This is a genomic window from Micromonospora sp. WMMD708, assembly GCF_049315245.1.
GTDB classification, from domain to species: Bacteria; Actinomycetota; Actinomycetes; order Mycobacteriales; family Micromonosporaceae; genus Micromonospora; species Micromonospora wenchangensis.
This window is the reverse complement of the sequence record NZ_CP186060.1, coordinates 4253301-4276365: the sequence shown is the minus strand read 5'-3', so window position 1 is coordinate 4276365 and position 23065 is coordinate 4253301. Positions and strand designations below refer to the sequence as shown.

At 73.7% G+C, this 23065-nt stretch carries 24 protein-coding genes; 18 read left to right on the top strand and 6 right to left on the bottom strand.

Features of this window, described 5'->3' with window-relative positions; all coding sequences use genetic code 11:
* From ACN260_RS18965 to ACN260_RS18935, 7 genes are all read left to right on the top strand, one after another.
* Complete coding sequence (locus ACN260_RS18965; protein ID WP_422752370.1) at window positions 1-363, top strand: hypothetical protein; 363 nt, start codon at window positions 1-3, stop codon at window positions 361-363.
* A 60-nt stretch (window positions 364-423) separates the two neighbouring features.
* Window positions 424-1245, top strand: coding sequence for a DUF1206 domain-containing protein (locus tag ACN260_RS18960; protein WP_422752369.1), 822 nt, complete (start codon window positions 424-426; stop codon window positions 1243-1245).
* A gap of 80 nt (window positions 1246-1325) precedes the next feature.
* A complete protein-coding gene (locus ACN260_RS18955) occupies window positions 1326-2564 on the top strand; it encodes a mechanosensitive ion channel family protein (protein WP_422752368.1) in 1239 nt (412 codons plus the stop codon).
* A gap of 194 nt (window positions 2565-2758) precedes the next feature.
* A complete protein-coding gene (locus tag ACN260_RS18950; protein WP_145918853.1) occupies window positions 2759-3193 on the top strand; it encodes a phage holin family protein in 435 nt (144 codons plus the stop codon).
* A complete protein-coding gene (locus tag ACN260_RS18945; protein WP_422752367.1) occupies window positions 3190-3549 on the top strand; it encodes a DUF3618 domain-containing protein in 360 nt (119 codons plus the stop codon). The genes ACN260_RS18950 and ACN260_RS18945 overlap by 4 nt, the downstream gene beginning before the upstream one ends.
* Window positions 3546-3818, top strand: a complete 273-nt coding sequence (locus tag ACN260_RS18940; protein WP_422752366.1) for a DUF4235 domain-containing protein — start codon at window positions 3546-3548, stop codon at window positions 3816-3818. The genes ACN260_RS18945 and ACN260_RS18940 overlap by 4 nt, the downstream gene beginning before the upstream one ends.
* Window positions 3819-4165: 347 nt before the next feature.
* On the top strand, window positions 4166-4369 hold the full coding sequence (locus tag ACN260_RS18935) for a cold-shock protein (protein ID WP_011905669.1): 204 nt from the start codon (window positions 4166-4168) through the stop codon (window positions 4367-4369).
* 160 nt (window positions 4370-4529) lie between these two features.
* On the opposite strand, the gene ACN260_RS18930 is transcribed toward ACN260_RS18935, so the two are convergent.
* Window positions 4530-4724 (bottom strand): hypothetical protein, encoded by a 195-nt coding sequence (locus ACN260_RS18930; protein WP_422752365.1) that lies wholly within the window; start codon window positions 4722-4724, stop codon window positions 4530-4532.
* Between the two features lie 88 nt (window positions 4725-4812).
* Window positions 4813-5796 (bottom strand): aldo/keto reductase, encoded by a 984-nt coding sequence (locus tag ACN260_RS18925; RefSeq protein WP_422756756.1) that lies wholly within the window; start codon window positions 5794-5796, stop codon window positions 4813-4815.
* Window positions 5797-5881: 85 nt separating this feature from the next.
* On the opposite strand from ACN260_RS18925, the gene ACN260_RS18920 reads away from it, so the two are divergent.
* A complete protein-coding gene (locus ACN260_RS18920) occupies window positions 5882-6676 on the top strand; it encodes a trans-aconitate 2-methyltransferase (protein WP_422752364.1) in 795 nt (264 codons plus the stop codon).
* Complete coding sequence (locus ACN260_RS18915) at window positions 6673-7692, top strand: adenosine deaminase (RefSeq protein WP_363654931.1); 1020 nt, start codon at window positions 6673-6675, stop codon at window positions 7690-7692. The genes ACN260_RS18920 and ACN260_RS18915 overlap by 4 nt, the downstream gene beginning before the upstream one ends.
* 226 nt (window positions 7693-7918) lie before the next feature.
* Here the strand turns inward: ACN260_RS18915 and ACN260_RS18910 are convergent, their stop codons facing one another.
* Both ACN260_RS18910 and ACN260_RS18905 read right to left on the bottom strand, forming a co-directional pair.
* On the bottom strand, window positions 7919-9322 hold the full coding sequence (locus tag ACN260_RS18910) for a HAMP domain-containing sensor histidine kinase (protein ID WP_422756755.1): 1404 nt from the start codon (window positions 9320-9322) through the stop codon (window positions 7919-7921).
* Window positions 9323-9351: 29 nt separating this feature from the next.
* Entirely contained in the window at window positions 9352-10041 is a 690-nt protein-coding gene (locus ACN260_RS18905) for a response regulator transcription factor (RefSeq protein WP_422752363.1), read from the bottom strand.
* Between the two features lie 73 nt (window positions 10042-10114).
* On the opposite strand from ACN260_RS18905, the gene ACN260_RS18900 reads away from it, so the two are divergent.
* On the top strand, window positions 10115-11038 hold the full coding sequence (locus ACN260_RS18900; protein ID WP_422752362.1) for an ADP-ribosylglycohydrolase family protein: 924 nt from the start codon (window positions 10115-10117) through the stop codon (window positions 11036-11038).
* Window positions 11039-11055: 17 nt separating this feature from the next.
* Here the strand turns inward: ACN260_RS18900 and ACN260_RS18895 are convergent, their stop codons facing one another.
* Window positions 11056-11958 (bottom strand): DUF1775 domain-containing protein, encoded by a 903-nt coding sequence (locus ACN260_RS18895; protein ID WP_422752361.1) that lies wholly within the window; start codon window positions 11956-11958, stop codon window positions 11056-11058.
* A 210-nt stretch (window positions 11959-12168) separates the two neighbouring features.
* On the opposite strand from ACN260_RS18895, the gene thrS reads away from it, so the two are divergent.
* From thrS to ACN260_RS18870, 5 genes are all read left to right on the top strand, one after another.
* Window positions 12169-14172: a threonine--tRNA ligase gene (gene thrS / locus ACN260_RS18890; RefSeq protein WP_422752360.1), complete on the top strand. Its 2004-nt coding sequence runs from the start codon at window positions 12169-12171 to the stop codon at window positions 14170-14172.
* Between the two features lie 80 nt (window positions 14173-14252).
* Window positions 14253-14825, top strand: coding sequence for an HIT family protein (locus ACN260_RS18885; protein ID WP_422752359.1), 573 nt, complete (start codon window positions 14253-14255; stop codon window positions 14823-14825).
* Window positions 14826-14928: 103 nt separating this feature from the next.
* Window positions 14929-15567, top strand: a complete 639-nt coding sequence (locus tag ACN260_RS18880; protein WP_422752358.1) for a CG0192-related protein — start codon at window positions 14929-14931, stop codon at window positions 15565-15567.
* A 142-nt stretch (window positions 15568-15709) separates the two neighbouring features.
* The gene (locus tag ACN260_RS18875; RefSeq protein WP_422752357.1) at window positions 15710-16768 is read left to right on the top strand and encodes an aldo/keto reductase; all 1059 of its coding nucleotides are present in this window, start codon (window positions 15710-15712) and stop codon (window positions 16766-16768) included.
* Window positions 16769-17001: 233 nt separating this feature from the next.
* The gene (locus ACN260_RS18870) at window positions 17002-17916 is read left to right on the top strand and encodes an IS5 family transposase (protein WP_422756754.1); all 915 of its coding nucleotides are present in this window, start codon (window positions 17002-17004) and stop codon (window positions 17914-17916) included.
* On the opposite strand, the gene ACN260_RS18865 is transcribed toward ACN260_RS18870, so the two are convergent.
* A complete protein-coding gene (locus tag ACN260_RS18865) occupies window positions 17913-20063 on the bottom strand; it encodes an elongation factor G-like protein EF-G2 (protein WP_422752356.1) in 2151 nt (716 codons plus the stop codon). The two genes, ACN260_RS18870 and ACN260_RS18865, sit on opposite strands and share 4 nt — an antisense overlap.
* A 251-nt stretch (window positions 20064-20314) precedes the next feature.
* Here ACN260_RS18865 and pgsA point away from each other — a divergent pair, with 251 nt between their 5' ends.
* Genes pgsA through ACN260_RS18850 form a run of 3 tightly spaced genes read left to right on the top strand, consistent with a single transcriptional unit; the run spans window position 20315 to window position 23057 of the window.
* Window positions 20315-20935 (top strand): phosphatidylinositol phosphate synthase, encoded by a 621-nt coding sequence (pgsA, locus tag ACN260_RS18860; protein ID WP_145918868.1) that lies wholly within the window; start codon window positions 20315-20317, stop codon window positions 20933-20935.
* On the top strand, window positions 20932-21873 hold the full coding sequence (locus ACN260_RS18855; RefSeq protein WP_422752355.1) for a phosphatidylinositol mannoside acyltransferase: 942 nt from the start codon (window positions 20932-20934) through the stop codon (window positions 21871-21873). Before pgsA ends, ACN260_RS18855 begins: the two co-directional genes overlap by 4 nt.
* A gap of 14 nt (window positions 21874-21887) precedes the next feature.
* Window positions 21888-23057, top strand: coding sequence for a glycosyltransferase family 4 protein (locus ACN260_RS18850; RefSeq protein ID WP_422752354.1), 1170 nt, complete (start codon window positions 21888-21890; stop codon window positions 23055-23057).
* The last annotated feature ends 8 nt before the right edge of the window (window positions 23058-23065 follow it).

Genomic DNA, 23065 nt, shown 5'->3' with positions numbered 1-23065 from the left:
GTGACGAAGCGAAGCGCCACCACCCCCACCCCCCTCCGGCGTGCCATCGGCCTGCTGGCCGGCCTGGCGCTCGGCGTGGCCGTGCTGGCCGGATGCAGCTCCGACGGCGCCGACACCGACTGCGGCCTGGACGCCTGCACGGTCACCTTCGACCGGGGGGTCGACGCCCGCGCCTCAGTCCTCGGCGTCGAGGCGAAGCTGATCGGCGCGCAGGGTGACCAGGTGACCGTCGAGGTCGCCGGCGAGCAGCTCTCGTTGACCATCGGCCAGCAGGCCACCGAGGTGGGCGGTTTCGCGGTCACCCTGGACAGCGTCACCGACCAGCAGGTGCAGATCCGGGTGTCGCGCAACGCCGGCAGCTGACCTGCCCCGGACCGGGCCGCACCACGTTTGGGGATCTTCCCGAACGGAGATTGTGGGCCCATGTCACTCACCCGGAACGCCGAAGCCACCGCTAGCCGCACCGCGGACAGCCGCTGGCTGGAACTCCTCGCCCGGGCCGGTTTCATCGGCTACGGGATCGTCCACCTGCTCTTCGCCTGGATCATCCTCCAGATCGCCTTCGCCGGCTCCGGCGAGGAGGGCAACCAGAACGGTGCCCTGCGCGCCCTGGGCGCCCAGCCGATGGGCAAGTTCCTGCTGATCGCGATCGCCGTCGGCCTGATCGCGATGGCCATCTGGCAGGCGCTGGAGGCGGCCGTCGGCCACCACGCCAAGCGCGGCAAGGAACGTCTCTTCGAGCGGATCGCCTCGGTCGTGCGTACCGTCGTCTTCCTCTGGCTCGCCTGGACCTCGATCCAGGTGGTGCAGGACGCCAGCGCCAACAGCGCCGACCAGCAGGAGCAGTTCAGCGAGAAGCTGATGGCCTCCAGCGGCGGCCGTGGGCTGGTCGGGCTCGCCGGCCTGGTGCTCGCCGCCGTCGGCATCGGCATGATGATCTACGGCTACAAGAAGAAGTTCGAGCGGAACCTGAAGACCAACGAGATGAACGGCAAGACCCGGCAGACGGTCCGCCGGCTGGGCATGGCCGGTTACATCGCCCGGGGCGCGGTGTTCGCCGTCGCCGGTCTGCTGATCGTGGTCGCCGCGATCAACTACGACCCGGAGAAGGCGCGTGGCCTGGACGCCGCGCTGCGGACCCTGCGCGACCAGCCGTACGGGCCGTTCATCCTGGCGCTGATGGCGCTCGGTATCGCCGCGTTCGGGGTCTACTGCTTCTTCCAGTCCCGGTTCCGCAAGATCTGAGCCTGGTCGATACCGGAAACGCCGGGCACCATTGGGCCTTTGCCCGATTGCGATCAGCCCGGCCGGAGGGAGACAACCACGTGCAGGACTACCTCGAGACGATCGCCGCCGCGGCCACCGCGGCGGCGATCGCTCTGTTGCTCGTCGAGGTGGTACACCGGCTGATCCGGCGGCTCGGCCGCCGGTCCCACCTGATGACGGAGTTGACCGAACACGTCCACCGGCCGTTGCAGGTGGCCGGCACGGTGGTGGCCGTCCAGTTCGCGGTCCGCTGGACCACCGGCTACGCCGTGGGCACCGGGTGGCGGCAGGCCGTGCTGCACATCCTGGTGCTGGGGGTGGTCGCCGCGGTGGCCTGGCTGGTCGCCTCCCTGCTGGTGGTGGCGGAGGACACCGCGCTGGCCCGGTTCCTGCGGGTCGACGTGCCCGACAACCGGCACGTCCGGCGGGTACGCACCCAGGTGGTGCTGCTGCGCCGGCTGACCATCGTGGTGATCGTGGTGCTCGCCGTCGGTGTGATGCTGATGACCTTCCCGGCGGTACGCGGTGTCGGCGCGGGCGTGCTCACCAGCGCCGGTGTGGTCGGTGTGGTCGCCGCGCTGGCCGCGCAGAGCCTGCTCGGCAACGTCATCGCCGGCCTCCAGCTCGCCTTCAGCGACGCCGTCCGCCTCGACGACGTGGTGGTGGTCGAGGGGGAGTGGGGCCGGATCGAGGAGCTGACGCTCAGCTACGTGGTGGTCCAGATCTGGGACGACCGGCGACTGATCCTGCCCACCTCGTACTTCACCAGCACCCCGTTCCAGAACTGGACCCGGACCGAGGCGGCGGTGCTCGGCACGGCCGAGTTCCACCTCGACTGGTCGGTGCCGGTGCAGTCGATGCGGGAGGAGCTGCGCCGGCTGGTGGAGAGCACCGACCTGTGGGACGGCCGGGTCTGCGTGCTCCAGGTCACCGACGCCACCGGCGGCGCGATCAAGGTGCGCGCCCTGGTCAGCGCCGCCGACGCCGGCAGCCTGTGGGACCTGCGGTGCCTGGTGCGGGAGCACCTGGTCGGCTGGGTGCGCGACAACCGGCCGACCGCGCTGCCCCGGACCCGCGCCGAGGTGGGCGACGGCGCCGGCAGCCTGCCCTGGCAGTGGGTGCCGCCGCGGCGGCAGGTCCGCCGCCGCGCCGAGGGCGAGCTGCCCGACGACGCCCGGGTCTTCGGCGGCAGCGACGACGGCGACGCCCGCAGCGAGGCGTTCGTCGGCCCGGACCAGGACACCCGGGGCGAGACCGTCACCGTCGGGGCCGACCCGGGGGGCGACGCCCGCCGCTGAGCCACCCGCAGCCCCGCTCAGCCCCGACAAGCCCCCGCGACCGCCGGTCGCGGGGGCTGGCTCGTCGTACCCGCTTCGGCGTTTTGCCGGACGTCCCGGCCCGACCTGCGGTCAGATGTGGTTGGTCACCGTACGCAGGATTGACGGACGGCGGCTCCGGGCATACAGCGCGGTGATGACGAAAGGAGGACAGCATGGCTGACGTCGCGAACCACCGTACGTCCCGGACCGGGAGCGAGCCGTCCACCGCCGAACTGGTGCAGCGGGCCACCGAGCAGGTCTCCCGACTGGTCCGGGACGAGCTTGCCCTGGCCCGCGCGGAACTGACCCAGAAGGGTAAGCACGCCGGGATCGGGATCGGCCTCTTCGGCGGCGGCGGGGCGCTGGCCCTGTACGGGCTCGGCGCACTGGTCACCGCCGTGATCCTGCTGCTGGCCCTGGTGCTGCCCGCGTGGGCGGCGGCGCTGATCGTGGCGGTGGTGCTCTTCCTCGTCGCCGGGGTGCTCGCCCTGGTGGGGAAGAAGCAGGTCAGCCACGCGGTCCCCCCGATGCCGGAGGCGACGGTCCGCAGCGTACGCGCGGACGTGGACACGGTCGCCGCCGCGGTGAAGGACAGGGGACGGGCATGACCGGCACGACAGGCAGCAACGGCAACGGCACCGGCGACACCGAGGCGCTGCGCGAGGAGATCCGGCGTACCCGGGTGGAGCTGGGCGAGACCATGGAACTGCTGGCCGCCAAGGCCGACGTCAAGGCCCGGCTGAAGGACTCGGCGGAACAGGCGCGCGAGCGGGTGCGCGAGCAGGCCGCGTCGACAGTGGCCCGGGTGCGGGGGCAGGCGGCCCAGAGCGTCGACCGGGCCCGGACCCAGGCGTACGACACGTCGGTGGCGGTGCGGCGCGATCCGGTGCCGTGGGCGACGATAGCGGCCGGTGCGGTGGCCGCCGTGGTGGTGTTGTTGATCATTCGGGGGAGGCGCAGGTGAGCAAGGGCATCAGCAGGACCGCCTACAAGCCGGTCGGGGTGCTGCTGGGACTGGCGGCCGGTGCGCTGGCCGGGACGATCTTCCGACAGGTGTGGAAGGCGACCGCCGGGGACGGTGAGGCGCCCAACCCCACCGACGAGGACCGCCGCTGGGGCGAGATCCTCGCGGCGGCGGCGTTGCAGGGGGCGATCTTCTCGGTCGTCCGGGCGGCGGTGGACCGGGGCGGCGCGGTCGGCGTCCGGCGGCTGACCGGGCGCTGGCCCGACTGACCCGCCCGACCGGAGGCAACCCCGCTGACCAGCCGTGACGGCTGTCCTGCCGGATGGTGACGACGACCTGCGGCCCCCCGTACGCATCGACGGACGGGGGGCCTTTCGCCCGGGTCGGTCGACCCGGGCAGCGTGCGTCGGGCATCCGTCAGGTCACATGTCGGAGAATTTCGCCGATTAGGCTGTGCAAGGTTTTTGGGTACGTGGTTTGCTGATCCCCGCTGTTGCGAGACGGTGTCGGCACGGAGCGGTCTCCCGCTGTGGGGGTCCGCCCGGGTGGTCGCCGCCCGCACACGGCCAATCGGCCGCACAGCGTGCTCGGCCGCCGGTTTTAGAAGGAGATACACATGGCGCAGGGAACCGTGAAGTGGTTCAACGCTGACAAGGGCTTCGGCTTCATCACCGTCGACGGCGGGGGTGCTGACGTGTTCGTCCACTTCTCGGCCATCCAGACCAGCGGCTACCGCACGCTGGAGGAGAACCAGCGGGTGGAGTTCGAGATCGCCCAGGGTCAGAAGGGTCCGCAGGCCGAGCAGGTCCGCCCCCTCTGAGCGAAGCCGGTCGGCGTTCGCCGGCTCGGGTGGTCCGGCCAGCCGGATCGACGGAAAGCCCCGTGTCCTCCCAGGACGCGGGGCTTTCCGCATCGGTCCCTCTCCCCGTCGGCGTACGCCGGTCAGGGCAGCGGCCATGCCCCGCAGCTCGCCGGGCCGGTCAGGGCAGCCGGCGGGCCCGCAGGCCACGCCAGAGCAGCACCAGGCCGGCCAGCACGAGCAGCGGTCCGACGACGGCCCACACCCGCTGGTCGCTCATCAGGCTGCCGTCGACGTATCCGAGGCCCTGGACCGTCCAGACGGCGCCGACCACCACGGCCAGCAGGCCCAGGGTGAGCGTGAGCCATCCCCTCACCGGTCCCCCCTCCGTGGGCCGGTCGACCCGGCCCGGTCACCAGGATGCCGGGCGGACGGCACCGACGCGACGACCCGGCCGGCGTGGCTCACCACCGGTCGTGCACCCGGGGCCGGACCAGCTCGTCGTAGACCGACCGGACGGCGTCCAGCTCGGCCCCGGTGAGCGCGGGGGACCCGGCCGCGGCGGCGTTGCCCCGGGCCTGCTCCGGGTTGCGGGCGCCGGGGATGACCACGGTCACCCCGGGCTGGTCGATGACCCAGCGCAGGGCGAACTGGGCCATCGTGCGCCCGTCGCCGACCAGCGGGGCGAGCCGGCGCACCACGGTCAGGCCGAGGTCGAAGTCGACGCCGGAGAAGGTCTCGCCGACGTCGAAGCTCTCGCCGTGCCGGTTGTAGGTGCGGTGGTCGTCGGCGGCGAAGGTGGTGTGCTCGTCGTACCGGCCGGAGAGCAGGCCGCTGGCCAGCGGCACCCGGGCGATGATGCCGACGCCGGCCGCGGCGGCGGCCGGCAGCACCTCGTCGAGGGGCTTGAGCCGGACCGCGTTCAGGATGATCTGGACGCTGGCCACCCCCGGCCGGGCGATCGCGGTGAGCGCCTGGTCGCAGGTCTCGACGCTGACGCCGTACCCGGCGATCCGCTTCTCGGCGACGAGGGTGTCGAGGCCGTCGAAGACCCGGTCGTCGGCGAAGACCTCGGTGGGCGGGCAGTGCAGCTGCACCAGGTCGAGGGTGTCCACGCCGAGGTTGGCCCGGGACCGGTCGGTCCAGGCCCGGAAGTTGTCCAGGGTGTACGCCTGCGGCGTCTGCTCGACCCGGCGGCCCATCTTGGTGGCGACGGTGAGCCCGTGTCCGGGGTTGTCCCGCAGGAACCGCCCGATCAGCTGCTCGCTGCGGCCGTCGCCGTAGACGTCGGCGGTGTCGAGAAAGGTGACGCCGGACTCCACGGCGGCGGCGAGGACGGCCAGGGCGTCGCTCTCGCTGACCTGTCCCCAGTCCGCGCCGAGCTGCCAGGCCCCGAGGCCGACCACACCCACCTGCCGGCCGAGCCGGTCGAAGCTGCGCTGTTCCATGCCGTCGAGCCTAGTGACCTGCTTGCCGGGGCGCAGCGCCGGCCGTACCTTGTAACAAAACGTACGTACGGTTTGGGGGTTGGTCATGTGGGATCCGGGCACGTACCTGCGCTACGACGACGAACGGTCCCGCCCGTTCCACGACCTGCTCGCCCGGGTCGACGCCGACCGGCCACGCGCGGTGGTCGACCTCGGCTGCGGGCCGGGCACCCTGACCGCGACCCTCGCCCGACGCTGGCCGGACGCCCGGATCACCGGCCTGGACTCCTCCCCCGAGATGATCGGGCGGGCCCGCACGCTCGACACCCCGGTCACGTTCACCGTCGGCGACGTCACCGACTGGCGGCCCGCCCCCGACGTGGACGTGCTGGTCGCCAACGCCGTGCTCCAGTGGGTGCCCGACCACCCGGCCCTGCTGCGCCGCTGGGCGCACGCGCTACCGCCCGGCGGCTGGCTGGCGTTCCAGGTGCCCGGCAACTTCGCCGGCCCCTCGCACCGGGCGCTACGCGAGGTCGCCGCCGACCCCCGCTGGGCGGCCACCGTCCGGCCGCTGCTGCGCGAGGACCCCGTCGACGACCCGGTCGGGTACGCCACCGCGCTGACCGCCGCCGGTTGCACGGTCGACGCCTGGGAGACCACCTACCTGCACCGGCTGCCCGCCCCCGCCGACGCCGAACACCCCGTGCTGACCTGGCTGGACGGCACCGCCCTGCGCCCCGTGCGGGCGGTGCTGGACGACACCGCCCTCGCCGCGTTCCGCGCCGCGCTGGGGAATCTGTTGGCCCGCGCGTACCCGGTACGGCAGGGTCAGGTGTACTTCCCGTTCCGTCGGATCTTCGTGGTCGCCCGTACGGGTGCCCGGCACAAGGAGCAGCAGTGACCGACCTGTCCGCCTTCATCGCCGAACTGCCCAAGGTGGAGCTGCACGTGCACCACGTGGGCTCCGCCTCCCCCCGGATCGTCGCCGAACTGGCCGCCCGGCACGAGGGACGCAGCCCCGTACCGGCGGACCCGGACGCGCTCGCCGACTACTTCGCGTTCCGCGACTTCGCCCACTTCGTCGAGATCTACCTCAGCGTCGTCGACCTCATCCGCGACCCCGACGACGTCTGGCTGCTCACCCACGAGGTGGCCCGGGAACTGGCCCGCCAGCAGGTCCGCTACGCCGAGCTGACCGTCACCCCCTACTCGCACGTGCGCCGGGGCATCCCCGCACCGGCGTTCTGCGAGGCCATCGAGGACGCCCGCCGCCGTGCCGAGGCCGACTTCGGCATCGCGCTGCGCTGGTGCTTCGACATCCCCGGCGAGGCCGGCCTGCCGGCCGCCGAGGAGACCCTGCGGATCAGCCTCGACGAACGCCCCGACGGGCTGGTCGCCTTCGGCCTCGGCGGCCCCGAGATCGGGGTGCCCCGGCCGCAGTTCAAGCCGTACTTCGACCAGGCGCGGGCGGCCGGGCTGCGGTCCGTGCCGCACGCCGGGGAGACCACCGGCCCGCAGACCGTCTGGGACGCCCTGCGCGAGCTGGGCGCCGAGCGGATCGGCCACGGCATCTCCGCCGCCCAGGACCCGGAACTGCTCGCGTACCTGGCCGAGCGGCGCATCCCGCTGGAGGTGTGCCCGACGTCCAACGTGCGGACCCGGGCCGTCGCCCGGATCGAGGAGCACCCGCTGCGGCGACTCGTCGACGCGGGGGTGCGGGTCACCATCAACTCCGACGATCCGCCGATGTTCGGCACCACCCTCAACGACGAGTACGCCGTCGCCGCCCGACTGCTCGACGCCGGCCCCGACGGGCTCGCGGCGCTGGCCCGGGAGGCGGTGTCCGCGTCGTTCCTCGACCCGGCCGGGCAGGCCCGGATCATCGCCGAGATCGACGCCTTCGTGGCGACCCGCTGACCGCAGGGGTCAAGTCCGGGAAAGTGGTGTACACGCGGCGGGAGCTGGTGTGGGGGACCGTGCCCCCGCCGCGCGTACCGATCCACCGGCCGGTGGGTGTCAGGGGCGACAGGCCGGTGGAACCGATGGGTTCGGCCCCGATCCTGTCAGCCCACCCGCCCCGCGTCGCCGTCGTTAATCCGGATCTAAGGAAACCTTGCGGCACAGCACAGCCAGCGCCCGTCGCTCAGCCGTCGGTGGGCCGCTGCCGGGGCCAGCGGCGGCCTCCGCCCTTCTGCTCCCGGGCCTCCCGCGCCATCCGGCCCACCAGCCCGAACCGGTTGACCTGCCGGGGGGTGGCCTGCGGATCGGCCAGCAGCATCACCACACTCGCCCCGCCCAGGTGGGCCCGGTCGAGGCTGACCGAGCCGTTGGCCTGCAACGCCACCCGCCGCGCGATGTCCAACCCCAACCCGGTCGAGCCCTGGTCGCTGGCCCCGCGCCGCAACGCCCGGTCCGGGTTCGCGATGCCCGGCCCGGCGTCGTCGATCCGGATCGCCACGTACCCGTCCCGGCGGGAGACGGCCACCTCGAACGCGGTGCCCTGCGGGGTGTAGCGGAAGACGTTGCCGATCACCGCGTCCAGGGCGGCCGCCAGCTCGGCCCGGGGCACCGGCACCGGAATGCGGAACTGCGCGCCGCTGACCCGGTGCGGGCGGTTCTGGTCGCCGGCCAACGCCGACCAGAACACCATCCGGTCCCGGACCACCTCGCTGACGTCGCACTCGGCCGGCCCGGCCTCGTGCGCCACCGCCTTGCGGGTCGTCTTGATCAGCACGTCGATCTCGCCCTCCAGGGTGACGATCGCCTGCCGGATGCGCCGGATCGTCCGCCGCCGGTCCAGCTCCGCCGCGCTGAACGAGCCGACGCTGGTGTCGTCGGAGTCCAGCCCCTCGGCGTCGAGCCGCAGCACCGTCAACGGGGTACGCAGCCGGTGCGACAGGTCCGCCACCAGTTCCCGTTCGTCGGTGCGGGCGGCGACCAGCCGGTCGGCCATCCGGTTGAACGCGTACCCCGCCTCGGCCAGCTCGCGCGGGCCGCTCGGCTCGACCCGTACCCCCAGGTCACCGTCGCCCACGGCGAGCGCGGCGCGGACCAGGGCCCGGGTGGAGTCGACCGCCCGCCCGGCGACCCGGTCCACCACGATCACCGCCGCCCCGACCAGCGCCACGGCCACCCCGGTGAGCAGCAGCCAGGTGCCGCCCGCCCCCTCGTCGAGGACGGTGTCGGGCACGAAGACCTCGACCACGGCGACCCGGCCGTCGAGCACCACCGGGTCGAGCCGCAGCAACCCGCCGTCGACGTCGACCACCCGGGACTGCTTCCCGGCCCGGGTCCGCTCCAGGTCGTCGGCCGACGCCCGCCCGGCCGGCTGCTCCCCGGCCAGGCCGTGCACCACCGGACGGGTCGCCGGGTCGTCCCCGGTGGCCTCGACCGCGCGGCGGACCGCCGCCGGCTCGGCGCTGACGGCGAGCGCGCCGGTGACCAGCGCCCCGCGCCGCGCCGCGTCGGCGAGCGCCTCCTCGCGCACCTCCTCCCGCAGGGTCAACCCGAGCGGGACGAGGAACGCCGACGCGACCAGCGCGCACATGCCGGCCGTCAACGCGGCCAGCGCCGGCCTCAGTCGGGGGCCACCAGCCGGAACCCCACCCCCCGCACGGTGCGCAGGTAGCGCGGCTTCGCCGCGGACTCTCCCATCTTTCGGCGCAGCCAGTACAGGTGCACGTCGATGGTCTGGTCCTCGCCGACCGACGGTTGGCGCCATACCTCCTCCAAGAGTTCCCGCCGGGACACCACCCGGCCGGGCCGCGCCGCCAGATACGCCAACAGGTCGAATTCCTTACGGGTGAGCGCCAGCGGCTCCCCGTCGAGCACCGCGCTGCGCTCACCCACGTCCACCCGCAGCCCGCCGACGGCGTGCACGGCCGGCGCGACGGTACGGCTGGCCCGGCCGACCCGGCGCAGCACGGTGGTGATCCGGGCGTCCAGGTGGGCGCCGGTGAACGGTTTGACCATGTAGTCGTCCGCGCCGGCCCGCAGCAGGCGGACCACCGACTGCTCGTCGTCGCGGGCGGTGGCGATGATGATCGGCACGTCGGTGATGCCGCGCAGCATCCGCAGCGCGTCCGAGCCGTCGAGGTCGGGCAGGCCCAGGTCGAGCACGACCAGATCGGGGGTCTCGGCGGCGACCCGACGCAGCGCGTCCAGCGCCGTGCCGACCGCGTGCACCGCGTGCCCCCGTTCACTGAGCGACCGCAGCATCGCGCCACGGACGACGTGGTCGTCTTCGACCAGGAGCACGGTGGCCACGTCAGCACCGTACTGCCCGTGGCAAGTCGGGCGCGTTGCGGCGCATCGACGAACCGGGCAAAATGGTACGACGATGCCGTTCACCCTGTTCCCCGACGCCCGGCTGGCGTTGGCCCGGGACAGCCTCGCCGGGCTGTCCGTCGGCGACGCCCTCGGCTCACAGTTCTTCGTCCCGGGCCGGCGACCCGACGACCTCACGGCCGGGCGACTGCCCCCGCCACCCTGGCAGTGGACCGACGACACCGAGATGGCCTGCTCGGTGCTGGCCGAGCTCGCCACCCACGGCGACATCGACGCCGACCGGCTGGCGCTGGCCTTCGCCACCCGGGCCGAGCCCTACCGGGGCTACGGGCCGGGCGCGGTGGGCATCCTACGGCTGATCCGCACCGGCACCCCGTGGCCGGTGGCCGCCGCGTCGGCCTTCGACGGCCAGGGCTCCTGCGGCAACGGTGCGGCGATGCGGGTCGCCCCGCTCGGCGCCTGGTACGCCGACTCGACCACCCGTGCCGCGTCCCGGGCCCGGTTCAGCGCCGAGGTCACCCACGCCCACCCGGAGGGGATCGCGGGCGCGGTCGCGGTGGCCGTCGCCGCCTCCCTCGCCGCCCGGGCCCGGCTGGACGGGGAACCCCGCCCCGACGTGGCCCGGCTGCTCACCACCGTCGCCGGGGCGATCGACCCGGCCAGCGCCGTGCACCGGGGGGTACGCCGGGCGATCGGCCTGCTCGGTCGCGGCCTCGACGAGGCCGTCGCGGCGCTGGGCAACGGTGCCCGGGTGACCGCCCAGGACACGGTCGCGTTCACCCTCTGGGTGGTCGCCACCCACCTGGCCGACTACCCGGCCGCCATCCGCGCCTGCGTCGAGGCCGGCGGGGACGTCGACACCACCGCCGCGATCGTCGGCGGGATCATCGGCGGCCACACCGGGGTCGGTACGCCCGGCGGGGTGCCCGCCGACTGGGTGGCCGCCCGGGAGCCGCTGCCGGACTGGCTGGACTGAGCCGACCCGGCCGACGCTCAGCGCGCCGACACCCGCGCAGCGTCGGTGCCGGACCTGTCGCCCGGGTCGACCCGCTCGGCGTCGGCGCGGTCCTGCGGGGCGTGCCCGTCGAGCCGCCAGCCCCGCTCGCCGGGGGCGGAGCCGGGATCCGCCGTCGGATCGTCGACCCGCGCGTCCTCGGCGGCGGCCCGGCGGCGTGACCGGCTCGCCACCCACCCGATCGCCGCACCGCCGCCCAACCCGACCAGCAGGCCACCGCCGAGCAGCAGGTCCGCACTGGGACCGCCCTCGTCGTCGGCCGGCGTGGCGTCCTGGGCCGGGGCCGCCTGGGCGTCCGTCCCGTCGGCCGCGCCGCCGTGGTGCCCGGTCGCCGCACCGGGAGCCGGCGGCACCAGCGCCAGTGTCGGGGCGGGATGCCCGCCCCCGGCCGGGTCGGCCCAGCGCACCACCGTCCCGTCGGAGTAGGTCTGCACCACCTCGAAAGTCATCCGGTCGGTCTGCGGCAGCGGACCCATCGCCACCGAGAGCCGGGCCGGACCCGGGACCGCCGGCCCGGCACCCCGGGTCCAGACCACCGCCGAGGTCACCGTGCTCACCGACGGGGCGTGGATGCCGGCCACCGGCGCGGCCAGCTCGCGGGAGGTGATCAGGGGCGCCCAGCCGTCCACCGACAGCGGGTACACCTCGCCGATCGGGGCGTCCGGCGGCATCCTGAACTCGATCTTCTCGGTGCGCGCGCCGGGCCGCTGCTCGGGCACCACGAACGTCAGTTCCACCGCGTCGCCCTGCACCGCCTGGCTCGGGCTGGCCGACAGCCCGTCCGCCAGCGCCGCGCCCGGGGCACCGAACACCCCGGCCGCCACCGCCGCCAGCACCAGCACGCCCCGACGCCGCCGGACGTCACCACGGGTCGTCGTCATCTTCCGCCCCCATCCGTCTCGCCGTGGCCGACACCGGCTCCGGCCACACCGGGTAGTTCGGACGGCGGGCCGAAAAGGTTCAACGCCCGTGCGGCCGATGCCGCCACCGGGCTTCCTTTCCCGGCGACCGGGGGCGACGGCGGGACCGATAGCATCGAAGCAGCCGGCGCGTCCGGCCCATCCGTGCCGCCTGCCGTTGAGGAGTTCACCGTGTCCGCACCCCGTACCCCCGTCGTGGCCGACCCCGTCGTCGTGGCCGCCGGGACGACGGCGGCCGACGCGGTGGCCGCGGCCGGACTGCCCGCCGCCGGCCCGAAGGCGGTCGTGGTGGTCCGCGACCCGCAGGGCCAGCTCCGCGACCTGGACTGGGCCCCCGCCGAGGACACCACCGTCGAACCGGTCAGCCTCGACTCGCCGGACGGGCTCAACGTGCTGCGGCACTCCACCGCGCACGTGCTCGCCCAGGCCGTGCAGGACGTCTTCCCCGAGGCGAAGCTCGGCATCGGCCCGCCGATCGAGAACGGCTTCTACTACGACTTCGCCGTCGACAAGCCGTTCCAGCCCGACGACCTGACCAAGCTGGAAAAGCGGATGCAGGAGATCGTCAAGTCCGGCCAGCGGTTCCGCCGTCGCCGCTTCGGCAGCCTGGACGAGGCGCGGGCCGAGCTGGCCGCCGAGCCGTTCAAGCTGGAACTGATCGAGGTCAAGGGCGAGGGGCTGGACACCAGCGAGGTGATGGAGGTGGGCGGCGGCGAGCTGACCATCTACGACAACCTCGCCGCGACCGAGGACAAGGTCTGCTGGTCGGACCTGTGCCGGGGCCCGCACCTGCCGAACACCCGGTTGATCGGCGCGTTCAAGCTGATGCGTTCGGCCGCCGCGTACTGGCGGGGCAGCGAGAAGAACCCGCAGCTCCAGCGGGTCTACGGCACCGCGTGGCCGACCCGCGACGAGCTGAAGGCGTACCTGAAGCTGCTGGAGGAGGCCGCCCGGCGCGACCACCGCAAGCTCGGGGTGGACCTCGACCTGTTCAGCTTCCCCGACGAGCTGGGCTCCGGCCTGGCGGTCTTCCACCCCAAGGGCGGCATCATCCGCCGGGAGATGGAGAACTACTCGCGGGTCAAGCACGAGGAGGCCGGCTACTCGTTCGTCAACACCCCGCACATCACCAAGGGCCACCTGTACGAGGTCTCCGGGCACCTCGACTGGTACGCCGACGGGATGTTCCCCCCCATGGAGGTGGAGGGGGCGAACTACTACCTCAAGCCGATGAACTGCCCGATGCACGACCTGATCTTCCGGTCCCGGGGCCGCTCCTACCGGGAGCTGCCGCTGCGGATGTTCGAGTTCGGCACGGTCTACCGGTACGAGAAGTCCGGCGTGGTGCACGGCCTGACCCGGGTCCGGGGCATGACCCAGGACGACGCGCACATCTTCTGTACCGAGGAGCAGATGGCCGGTGAGCTGAAGTCGCTGCTCGCCTTCGTCCTGGAACTGCTGCGCGACTACGGCCTGGACGACTTCTACCTGGAACTGTCCACCCGTAACCCGGACAAGTCGGTCGGCACCGACGAGAACTGGGAGCGGGCCACCGAGGCGCTGCGGTCGGCCGCCGAGGAGTCCGGCCTGCACCTGGTGCCCGACCCGGGCGGCGCGGCGTTCTACGGGCCGAAGATCTCCGTCCAGGCCAAGGACGCGATCGGGCGGACCTGGCAGATGTCCACCATCCAGGTCGACTTCAACCTGCCCGAGCGGTTCGGCCTGGAGTACCAGGCGGCCGACGGCAGCCGGCAGCGGCCGGTGATGATCCACCGGGCGCTGTTCGGGTCGATCGAGCGGTTCTTCGGGGTGCTCACCGAGCACTACGCGGGGGCGTTCCCGGCCTGGCTGGCCCCGGTGCAGGTGGTCGGCATCCCGATCCGTGAGGACCACACCGAGTACCTGCACGGCTTCGTCGCGGCGCTGCGCGCCAAGGGCATCCGGGCCCAGGTCGACGCCGGTGACGACCGGATGCAGAAGAAGATCCGCACCGCCCAGCAGCAGAAGATCCCGTTCATGGTGATCGCCGGGGACGACGACGTGGCCGCCGGCACCGTGTCGTTCCGTTACCGCGACGGTTCCCAGCGCAACGGGGTGCCGGTCGCCGAGGCGGTCGACCACGTGCTCGACGTGGTCTCCTCGCGGGCCAACGCGGGGCCGTCCGCCGCCGGCTGACCCGACCCCACCCACCCGCCACCGGCCCCCGTACCGACGGGCCGGTGGCGGTCGTGGTGGGAGATCGTAGGATCGGCGGTGTGACTGGGGCGGAGCGGCACCTCGACGGCGACACGGACCACGGCCCGGCGGACGACGGCCTGGCCGACGGGCTCGACCGGCTCTGGACCCCGCACCGGATGACCTACATCTCCGGGGAGGACCGCCCCGAGGGGGGCTACGAGAAGCCCGCCGGCTGCCCGTTCTGCCTGGCCCCCGGCCTGCCGCCGGAGCGGAGCCTGGTGGTGGCCCGCGGCGCGCACGTCTTCGCGGTGCTCAACCTCTACCCGTACAACCCGGGGCACCTGCTGGTCTGCCCCTACCGGCACGTGGCCGACTACACCGAACTCGACCAGGCCGAGACGGTGGAGCTTGCGGCGTTCACCCAGACCGCGATGCGGGTGGTCCGGCAGGTCAGCAGCGCGCACGGGTTCAACCTGGGGATGAACCAGGGCGGGGTGGCCGGCGCCGGCATCGCCGCCCACCTGCACCAGCACGTGGTGCCCCGGTGGGGCGGTGACATCAACTTCATGCCGGTGATCGGCCGGACGAAGGTGCTGCCGCAACTGCTCTCCGACACCCGCGAACTGCTCGCCCGCGCCTGGCCGTCCTGACCGCCGGCCCGGGAACGGCACACCCGCCCGGACACGGCGCGGGCCGGTCAACCGGTCCGCGTGACGGGGCGGCGGCCGGTGTGCCGGCTCCTAGGATGTGATCATGGCGTTGCTGCACCGGGCGGAGATCCGCCCCACGAAACTCGAACTCCTGGCCGGTTGGCTGCCGGGCCGACGGTGGTACTCGGGCCCGGCCGCCGGCGAGCCCGTCCGGGTGGCCGCCTACCGGTTCGACGACCCCGCCGGTGCCGTCGGCATCGAGACGATCCTGGTACGGGTCGACGCCGGCCCGGTCCACCAGGTCCCACTCACCTACCGGGACGCGCCGCTGGCCGACGCCGACGAGTGGCTGGTGGGCACCACCCATCACTCGGTGCTCGGCCCCCGCTGGGTCTACGACGGGTGCGGCGACCCGGTCTACGCCGCTGCCCTGACCGCCGCGATCCTCACCGGGACCGGTCAGGCGCAGGAGTACTTCGAGGTCGACGGGGTGCGGGAGATCCGCGAGCCGTCCATGACGGTGGCCACCACCGGCAGTGGGGGAGCCCCCGTCGTCGGCGCGGTACGCCAGGTGGTCGACGGCGACCCGACCCGGATCGGCACCGACACCGTCGACCTGCTCGTCGCGCGCCGGCTGCCCGGTGCCGGACTGCCCGACGGCGGGCCGGCGGCCGCCACCCTGACCGGCCGCTGGCCGGGGCAGTCGACCCCGGTGCCGCTGGCCAGCGTCCGGCCCCGCTGACCACCCGGCGGAGTCCCGGCACCACGGGATGGGCCGGGCGGGTCGCCGCCGGTGTCCGCGCCGGGGGTGTCGCTTGTGGTCGATCGGGCACGATGCGTCAGCTTCGTCTCCCCACCCGTCCGGAAGGTGACACGATGCGGCGATGGCAGTGACGACACGGGTGTTGGGTCGCAGCGGCATCGAGGTCAGCGCTCTGGGCATGGGGTGCTGGGCGATCGGTGGCCCCTGGGCCGAAGGATCCCAACCGCTGGGCTGGGGCGCGGTCGACGACGAGGAGTCGGTGCGGGCCGTCCGCCGCGCCCTCGACCTCGGTGTGACCCTCTTCGACACCGCCGACACGTACGGCGCCGGGCACGGTGAACGGGTCCTCGGGCGGGCGCTGGCCGGCCGCCGGGACGAGGCGGTGATCGCCACCAAGTGGGGGTACACCTTCGACGAACGGACCCGACAGGCCACCGGCGAGGACGCCTCCCCGGCGTACCTGCGGCGGGCGGTGGTCGACTCCCTGCGCCGGCTGGGCACCGACCGGATCGACCTCTACCAGCTGCACCTCGGCGACCTGCCGCTACCCCGGGTGGAGACGCTGGTCGGCACCTGCGAGGACCTGGTCGCCGACGGCCTCGTCCGGGCGTACGGCTGGAGCACCGACCGGGCCGACCGGGCCGCCGGGTTCGCCCAGGTGGCCCCGCACGCCACCGCGATCCAGCACAACCTGTCGGTGCTGCGCGACGCGCCGGCGATGCTGGCCACCTGCGACAAGTACGACCTGGCCAGCGTCAACCGGGGGCCGCTGGGGATGGGGCTGCTCACCGGCAAGTACACGGCGGCCTCCACCCTGCCCCGCGACGACGTGCGGGGGATGACCCCCGGCTGGCTGGAGTGGTTCCGGGGCGGCCGGCCCGCGCCGGAGTGGCTGCGCCGGGTCACCGCCGTGCGCGGCGCGCTGACCGCCGACGGTCGGACCCTGGTCCAGGGCGCGCTGGGCTGGATCTGGGCACGCAGCGGCCGGGCGGTGCCGATCCCCGGCTGCCGTACCGTCGCCCAGGTGGAGGAGAACGCCGCCGCGCTGCGCCTCGGCCCGCTCACGCCGGACCACTTCGCCGAGGTGGAACGGCAGCTCGCCGCGCTGCGCACAGCCGCCCTCCGCGACGCCGACCGCCCCCACTGGCCGCTCCCACCCATCCCCGCCGCCCGCCCCTGACCCCCCACCCCCACCCCCGTCGATCATGGAGTGGTGGGGCTCCGCACAAGTCGCATATCGGGGCTGAACCCCCACCGCAACTCCATGATCGACGCTGCGGGCTGGGCGGGTGGGTGGGATGGGTGAGGCTAGCCCGTGTTTCGTAGCGGTTGGCGGCGTGGCGGTGGTCGCTAATGGGAGAGGTCTCCGGTAGTTGGTTCAGCGACCAAGCAGAACTTCACACCGGAGACCTCGTGCCGAGCGTAGCGGCAGCGAGGCGACATGACCTGACCGACGTGCAGTGGGCGGTACTGGAACCGTTGCTGCCTGCGGGAACGGGTCATGCTCGGCCGCGCAGATGGACCATGAGACTGATCATCGACGGGATCCGCTGGCGGGTCCGGACCGGGTCACCGTGGCGGGACGTACCCGCGCCCTACCCGCCCTGGCAGACCTTGTACCGATGGTTCCGGCGCTGGCAGCGTGACGGCGTCTGGTCTCAGATTCTCACCTCGTTGCAGACCAGCGCGGACGCGGCGGGGCTGATCGGCTGGACGGTGAGCGTGGACTCGACCATCAGCCGAGCCCATCACCACGCCGCCGGGGCCCGCCGGGATGGGCAGGCGCAGAAGGAGCCGCCCGGTGGCGTGCAGACCGAACCGGCAGATCATGGGCTCGGCCGATCGAGGGGCGGCTGGACCACCAAGGCCCATCTGGCCTGCGAGCAGGGCCGCAAACTGATGGCTGTGGTGGTGACCGCCGGACAACGCGGCGACAGCCCACAGTTCATCCCCGTCCTGGCCAAGGTCCGGGTCCCCCGCGCCGGTGGCGGCCGGCCACGGACCCGTCCCGACATGGTGCTGGCCGACAAGGCGTACACGTCCAAGGCCAACCGCTCCCACCTGCGATCCCGCAGCATCCGCGCGTGCATCCCGAGCAAGACCGACCAGGACGCCCACCGCAAAGCCAAAGGGTCCAAAGGCGGACGTCCGCCCGCCTTCGACCCCGACCTCTACCGCCTACGTCACGCCGTGGAGTGCGGTATCAACCAGCTCAAACAACACCGCGCCATGGCCACCCGCTACGACAAACTCGCCGTGCGCTACGAAGCCACCCTCACCATCGCCGCCATCAACCAATGGCTCCGCGCCCTACGAAACACGGCCTAGTTCGGGGTGGGGGTGGAGGGGGCGGCCAGGTGGGCGGGCATCAGGTCGTAGTGGGCGAACTCCCGGCGGAAGGTGCCGGTACCGGCGGTCAGGGCGCGCAGCTCCACCGCGTAGCGCAGCAGTTCCAGGGCGGGCACCTCGGCCCGGATCAGGGTGCGGCCCTCGGCGTCCGGGTCGGCCTCGGTGCCGAGCACCTTGCCCCGCCGGCCGGACAGGTCGCCCAGCACCGCGCCGACCGAGGAGTCGGCCACCCGGACCACCACCTCGTCGACGGGTTCCAGCAGCGTCGGTTCGCCCCGCCCGGCGGCGTCGCGCAGGGCGAGCGCGGCGGCGGTCTGGAACGCGGCGTCGGACGAGTCGACGCTGTGCGCCTTGCCGTCGACCAGGGTCACCCGCACGTCCACCACCGGGTGGCCGGCGACCAGCCCCCGCGCCAACTGCGCCCGTACGCCCTTCTCCACCGACGGTACGAAGTGGTGCGGCACCGCCCCGCCGACCACCCGGTCGACGAACTCGATCCCCGCGCCCCGGGGCAACGGCTCCACCGTGAGGTCGCAGACCGCGTACTGGCCGTGCCCACCGGACTGCTTGACGTGCCGCCCGTGCCCGGTGGCGGCCACCGTGAACGTCTCCCGCAGCGGCACCCGCACCGGCTCGGTGTCCAGCTCCACCCCGCCGGCCCGGAGCCGGTCGAGCACCACGTCGGCGTGCGCCTCGCCCATGCACCACAGCACCAGCTGGTGGGTCTGCGGGTTGCGTTCCAGCCGCAGCGTCGGGTCGCCCACGATCAGCCGGCCCAGGTTGCGGGCGAGGGCGTCCTCGTCGGCCCGGCTGCGGGCCACCACCGCCACCGGCAGCAGCGGCTCCGGCATCTCCCACGGCGCGATCAGCAGCGGCTCGTCGCGCGCCGAGACGGTGTCGCCGGTCTCCGCGCTGCCCGACTTGGTGATCGCGCAGATGTCACCCGCGACGCAGGCGTCCACCTCCCGCAAGGCCGCCCCGAGCGGGCGGTAGACGTGGCCGATCCGCTCGTCGGCGTCGTGGTCGGGGTGACCACGGTCGGCCATCCCGTGCCCGGACACGTGCACCGTCTGGTCGGGGCGCAGCGTGCCGGAGAAGACCCGGACCAGGCAGACCCGGCCGACGTGCCGGTCGACGGTGGTCCGGACCACCTCGGCGACCAGCGGGCCGTCCGGATCGCAGTCCAGCGGCGGGCGGGGGGAGCCGTCCAGCCCGGTGACCGCCGGCACCGGCCGCGCAAGCGGCGACGGGAAGGCCGACACCAGGCCGTCGAGCAGCACGTCCAACCCGACGCCGGTGGCGGCGCAGACCGGCACCACCGGGTAGAAGTGACCCCGGGCCACCGCCTTCTCCAGGTCGGCGACCAGCACCTGGGTGTCGATCTCCTCGCCGTCGAGGTAGCGGTCCATCAGGGTCTCGTCCTCGCTCTCGGCGATGATCCCCTCGATCAGCTCGCCCCGGGACTCGGTGATCGCCGGCAGGTGTTGCGGGTCCGGGTCGCGTACGGTGGCGGGCAGCCCCGCCGAGTAGTCGTGCACCCGCCGGGTGACCAGCGCCAGCAGGCCGGCGACCGACTCGCCGTCGTCACCGAGCATCGGCAGGTGCAGCGGGAGCACATTGTCCCCGAAGACCCGCTGGCACAGCGCCACCGCCTCGTCGAAGTCGGCACGCGGATGGTCCAGCCGGGCGACCGCCACCGCACGCGGCAGGTCGACCGCGGCGCACTCCTCCCACAGGGCGGCCGTGGCGGCGTCCATCCCGTCGACGGCGGACACCACGAACAACGCCGCGTCGGCGGCCCGCAGCCCGGCCCGCAGTTCGCCGACGAAGTCGCCGTACCCGGGGGTGTCCAGCAGGTTCACCGTCACCCCGGCGTGCACCAGCGGCGCGCAGGACAGGGCGACGGAACGCTGCTGGCGTACCGCTGCGGGGTCGTGGTCGCCGACGGTGGTGCCGGCGGCGACGCTGCCGGCCCGGTCGATCGTGCCGCTGGCCGCGAGCAACGCCTCGACCAGGGTCGTCTTGCCGGCCCCCGAGTGCCCGACCAGCACCACGTTGCGTACGGTGCCGGGGTCGGTCACCGCCGGCACGTCGGTGGCTCCCCTGTCGTGGTTCCTCTGCGCCATCGCGGCGCACCTCCCTCAGCCGGTGGTGGATGGCGACCGCCGCGCGCGACGGGAAGCGGGGCCCGGTGCGGGTGCCGCGGCGCTATCCTCCGGTGACCCGTCGGCCGGACCACGGTCAACAGCCTCGACGGTGAGCTGGCTCACCTTCCACCCCGATCTCACACCCGGCGGGGGGCCGGCACAAGCTTCCCGGGCGGGTCGGGCGACCGGCCGTACCGCCCGCCGCTGCCGGCCGTTATCGTGGGACCGCCATGGCGAAGATCTTCCAAGTGACGGCCCGCGCGGGGATGACCCGCGTCGTGGAGCCGGTCGCGCGCGGTCTGCTCCGCGCCGGCGTGTCCCCCAACGCGGTCACCGTGGCCGGCACCGTCGGCGTGCTCGTCGGCGCGCTCGGCTTCGGCGCCCGCGGCCAGCTCGTCGCCGGAGCGCTGATCGTGACGTTCTTCGCGCTGACCGACATGCTCGACGGGACGATGGCCCGGATGAGCGGCGGCTCGACCCGGTTCGGCGCGTTCCTCGACTCGTCGATGGACCGGGTCGCCGACAGTGCGGTCTTCGGCGCGGTCGCCTACTGGCTGGCCACCGAGGGCAACCACTCCGGGGTGGCCGCCGCGCTGGTCTGCCTGGCCGCCGGAGGGCTGGTCTCCTACGTCAAGGCCCGCGCCGAGGGGTTGGGGATGAGCGGCAACGTCGGCGTCGCGGAACGTACCGAACGGCTGCTGATCGTCGGCGTCGGCGGGCTGCTCACCGGCCTCGGGGTCGGCCCGGCCCTGGAGATCTCGCTCTGGCTGCTCGCCGCCGTGTCGATCTTCACGGTCGGCCAGCGGGTGGCCCACGTGTACCGGCAGGCGCAACTGGTCGGCCGGGAGTGAACCTCACCGAGTTCGGCTACGTCGCCGGCTGGCGGCTGGCCCGTGCGCTGCCCCGGCCCGTGGTCGCCGCCGCCTTCCGGGCCGGGGCCGACCACGCCTACCGGGGCCGGGGCAAGGGCGTCACCCGGCTGCGCGCCAACCTGCGCCGGGTGGTCGGCCCCGAACTGCCCGAGCCGGAGCTGGACGCGTTGGTCAAGCAGGGGCTGCGGTCGTACGCCAGGTACTGGATGGAGGCGTTCCGGCTGCCGTCGCTCAGCCGTCAGCAGATCCTCGACGGGTTCCACCTGGGCGGGGCGGACATGCTCGACGCCGACGTGGCGGCCGGCCGGGGTGCGGTGGTGGCATTGCCGCACGCCGGCAACTGGGACGCGGCCGGTGCCTGGGTCGCGGCCACCGGCTGGCCGATCACCACCGTCGCCGAACGGCTCAAGCCGGAGGGCGTCTACCAGCGGTTCCTGGCGTTCCGGCAGACGCTCGGCATGGAGATCCTGCCCACCCATGGCGGTGCCCGACCCGCCTTCGACGTGCTGGTGGACCGGCTGCACAGCGGTGCGGTGGTGCCGCTGCTGGCCGACCGGGACCTCTCGGCCCGGGGCATCGAGGTGGACTTCTTCGGCGCGCGGACCAAGATGCCGGCCGGCCCCGCCCTGCTGGCCATCCGCACCGGCGCCCCGCTCTACGTTGCCTCGCTGTGGTACGAACCGGAGATGCCGCGCGCGCAGTTGGAGGGCCCGCTGCCGGTCCCCGAACCGGACAGCGCACCCCTGGACGAGCGGGTCCGGGTGCTGACCCAGCGGATTGCCGACCGTCTGGCGGCGGGCATCGCCCGTCATCCGCAAGACTGGCACATGTTGCAGCGGATGTGGCTGGACCAGCGGGGCTCCACCGACGGCGGGTCCACCGCGCCGCCGCCCCCGGCCAGCGCCGGATCGGTCTGAGGGAGGGGGCGCCAGTGCGGATCGGCATCGTGTGCCCGTACTCCTTCGACGTCCCCGGCGGGGTGCAGAACCACGTCATGGACCTGGCCGAGGCGCTGCTCGGGCTGGGGCACGAGGTGAGCGTCCTGGCCCCCGCCGACGAGGAGTCGACGCTGCCGCCGTACGTGGTCTCCGCCGGCCGGGCGGTGCCGCTGCCGTACAACGGCTCGGTGGCCCGGATCGCGTTCGGGCCGGTCTCCACCGCCCGGGTGCGGCGCTGGCTCACCCGGGGCGACTTCGACGTGCTGCACGTGCACGAACCGCTCACCCCGAGCCTGTCGATGCTGGCGGTGCTCTCCGCCCGGGGGCCGGTGGTGGCCACCTTCCACACCGCGATGACCCGCTCCCGGGTGCTCGCCGCAGCCCAGGGGGTGCTCCAGATCCTGCTGGAGCGGATCACCGCCCGGATCGCGGTCAGCGCGCTGGCCCGCAAGGTGCAGGTCGAGCACATGGACGGCGGTGCGGTGGAGATCCCCAACGGGGTGGCGGTGGCGAAGTTCGCCGGGGTCGAGCCGTTGCCCGGCTGGCCGGGGGAGTGCGCCACCGGCAGCGGCGGGACGCTGGGGTTCCTCGGCCGCTTCACCGAGGCCCGCAAGGGCTTCCCGATCCTGCGGGACGCCTTCGTCGCGCTGGCCCCGCACCGGCCGGGGCTGCGCCTGCTGGTGGCCGGGCCCGGCGACCCGGACGACCTGTTCGGGCGGTTCCCGGCCGAGCTGCGCGACCGGGTGACGTTCCTCGGCCTGGTCTCCGAGGTCGACAAGGCCCGGATGCTGCGCAGCGTCGACCTCTACGTCGCCCCGAACACCGGCGGCGAGTCGTTCGGCATGATCCTCACCGAGGCGCTCGCGGCCGGCGCCACCGTGGTCGCCAGCGACCTGGACGCGTTCCGTCGGGTGCTCGACGGCGGACGGGCCGGCCGGCTCTTCCCGACCGGTGACCCGGCCGGTCTGCGTGCCGCGCTGGCGGAGCTGCTCGACGACCCGGCGCAGCGGGCCGCGTTGACCGCCTGTGGCGACCAGGTGGTCGCCCACTTCGACTGGCCGGTGGTGGCCCGCCGGGTGGTGGAGGTCTATGCGGCGGCCATCGAGGCCACCGACGGCCGGGTCATCGACCAGGAGTGGGCGGGGCTGGGTGGTCCCGGGTGAGCAGTACG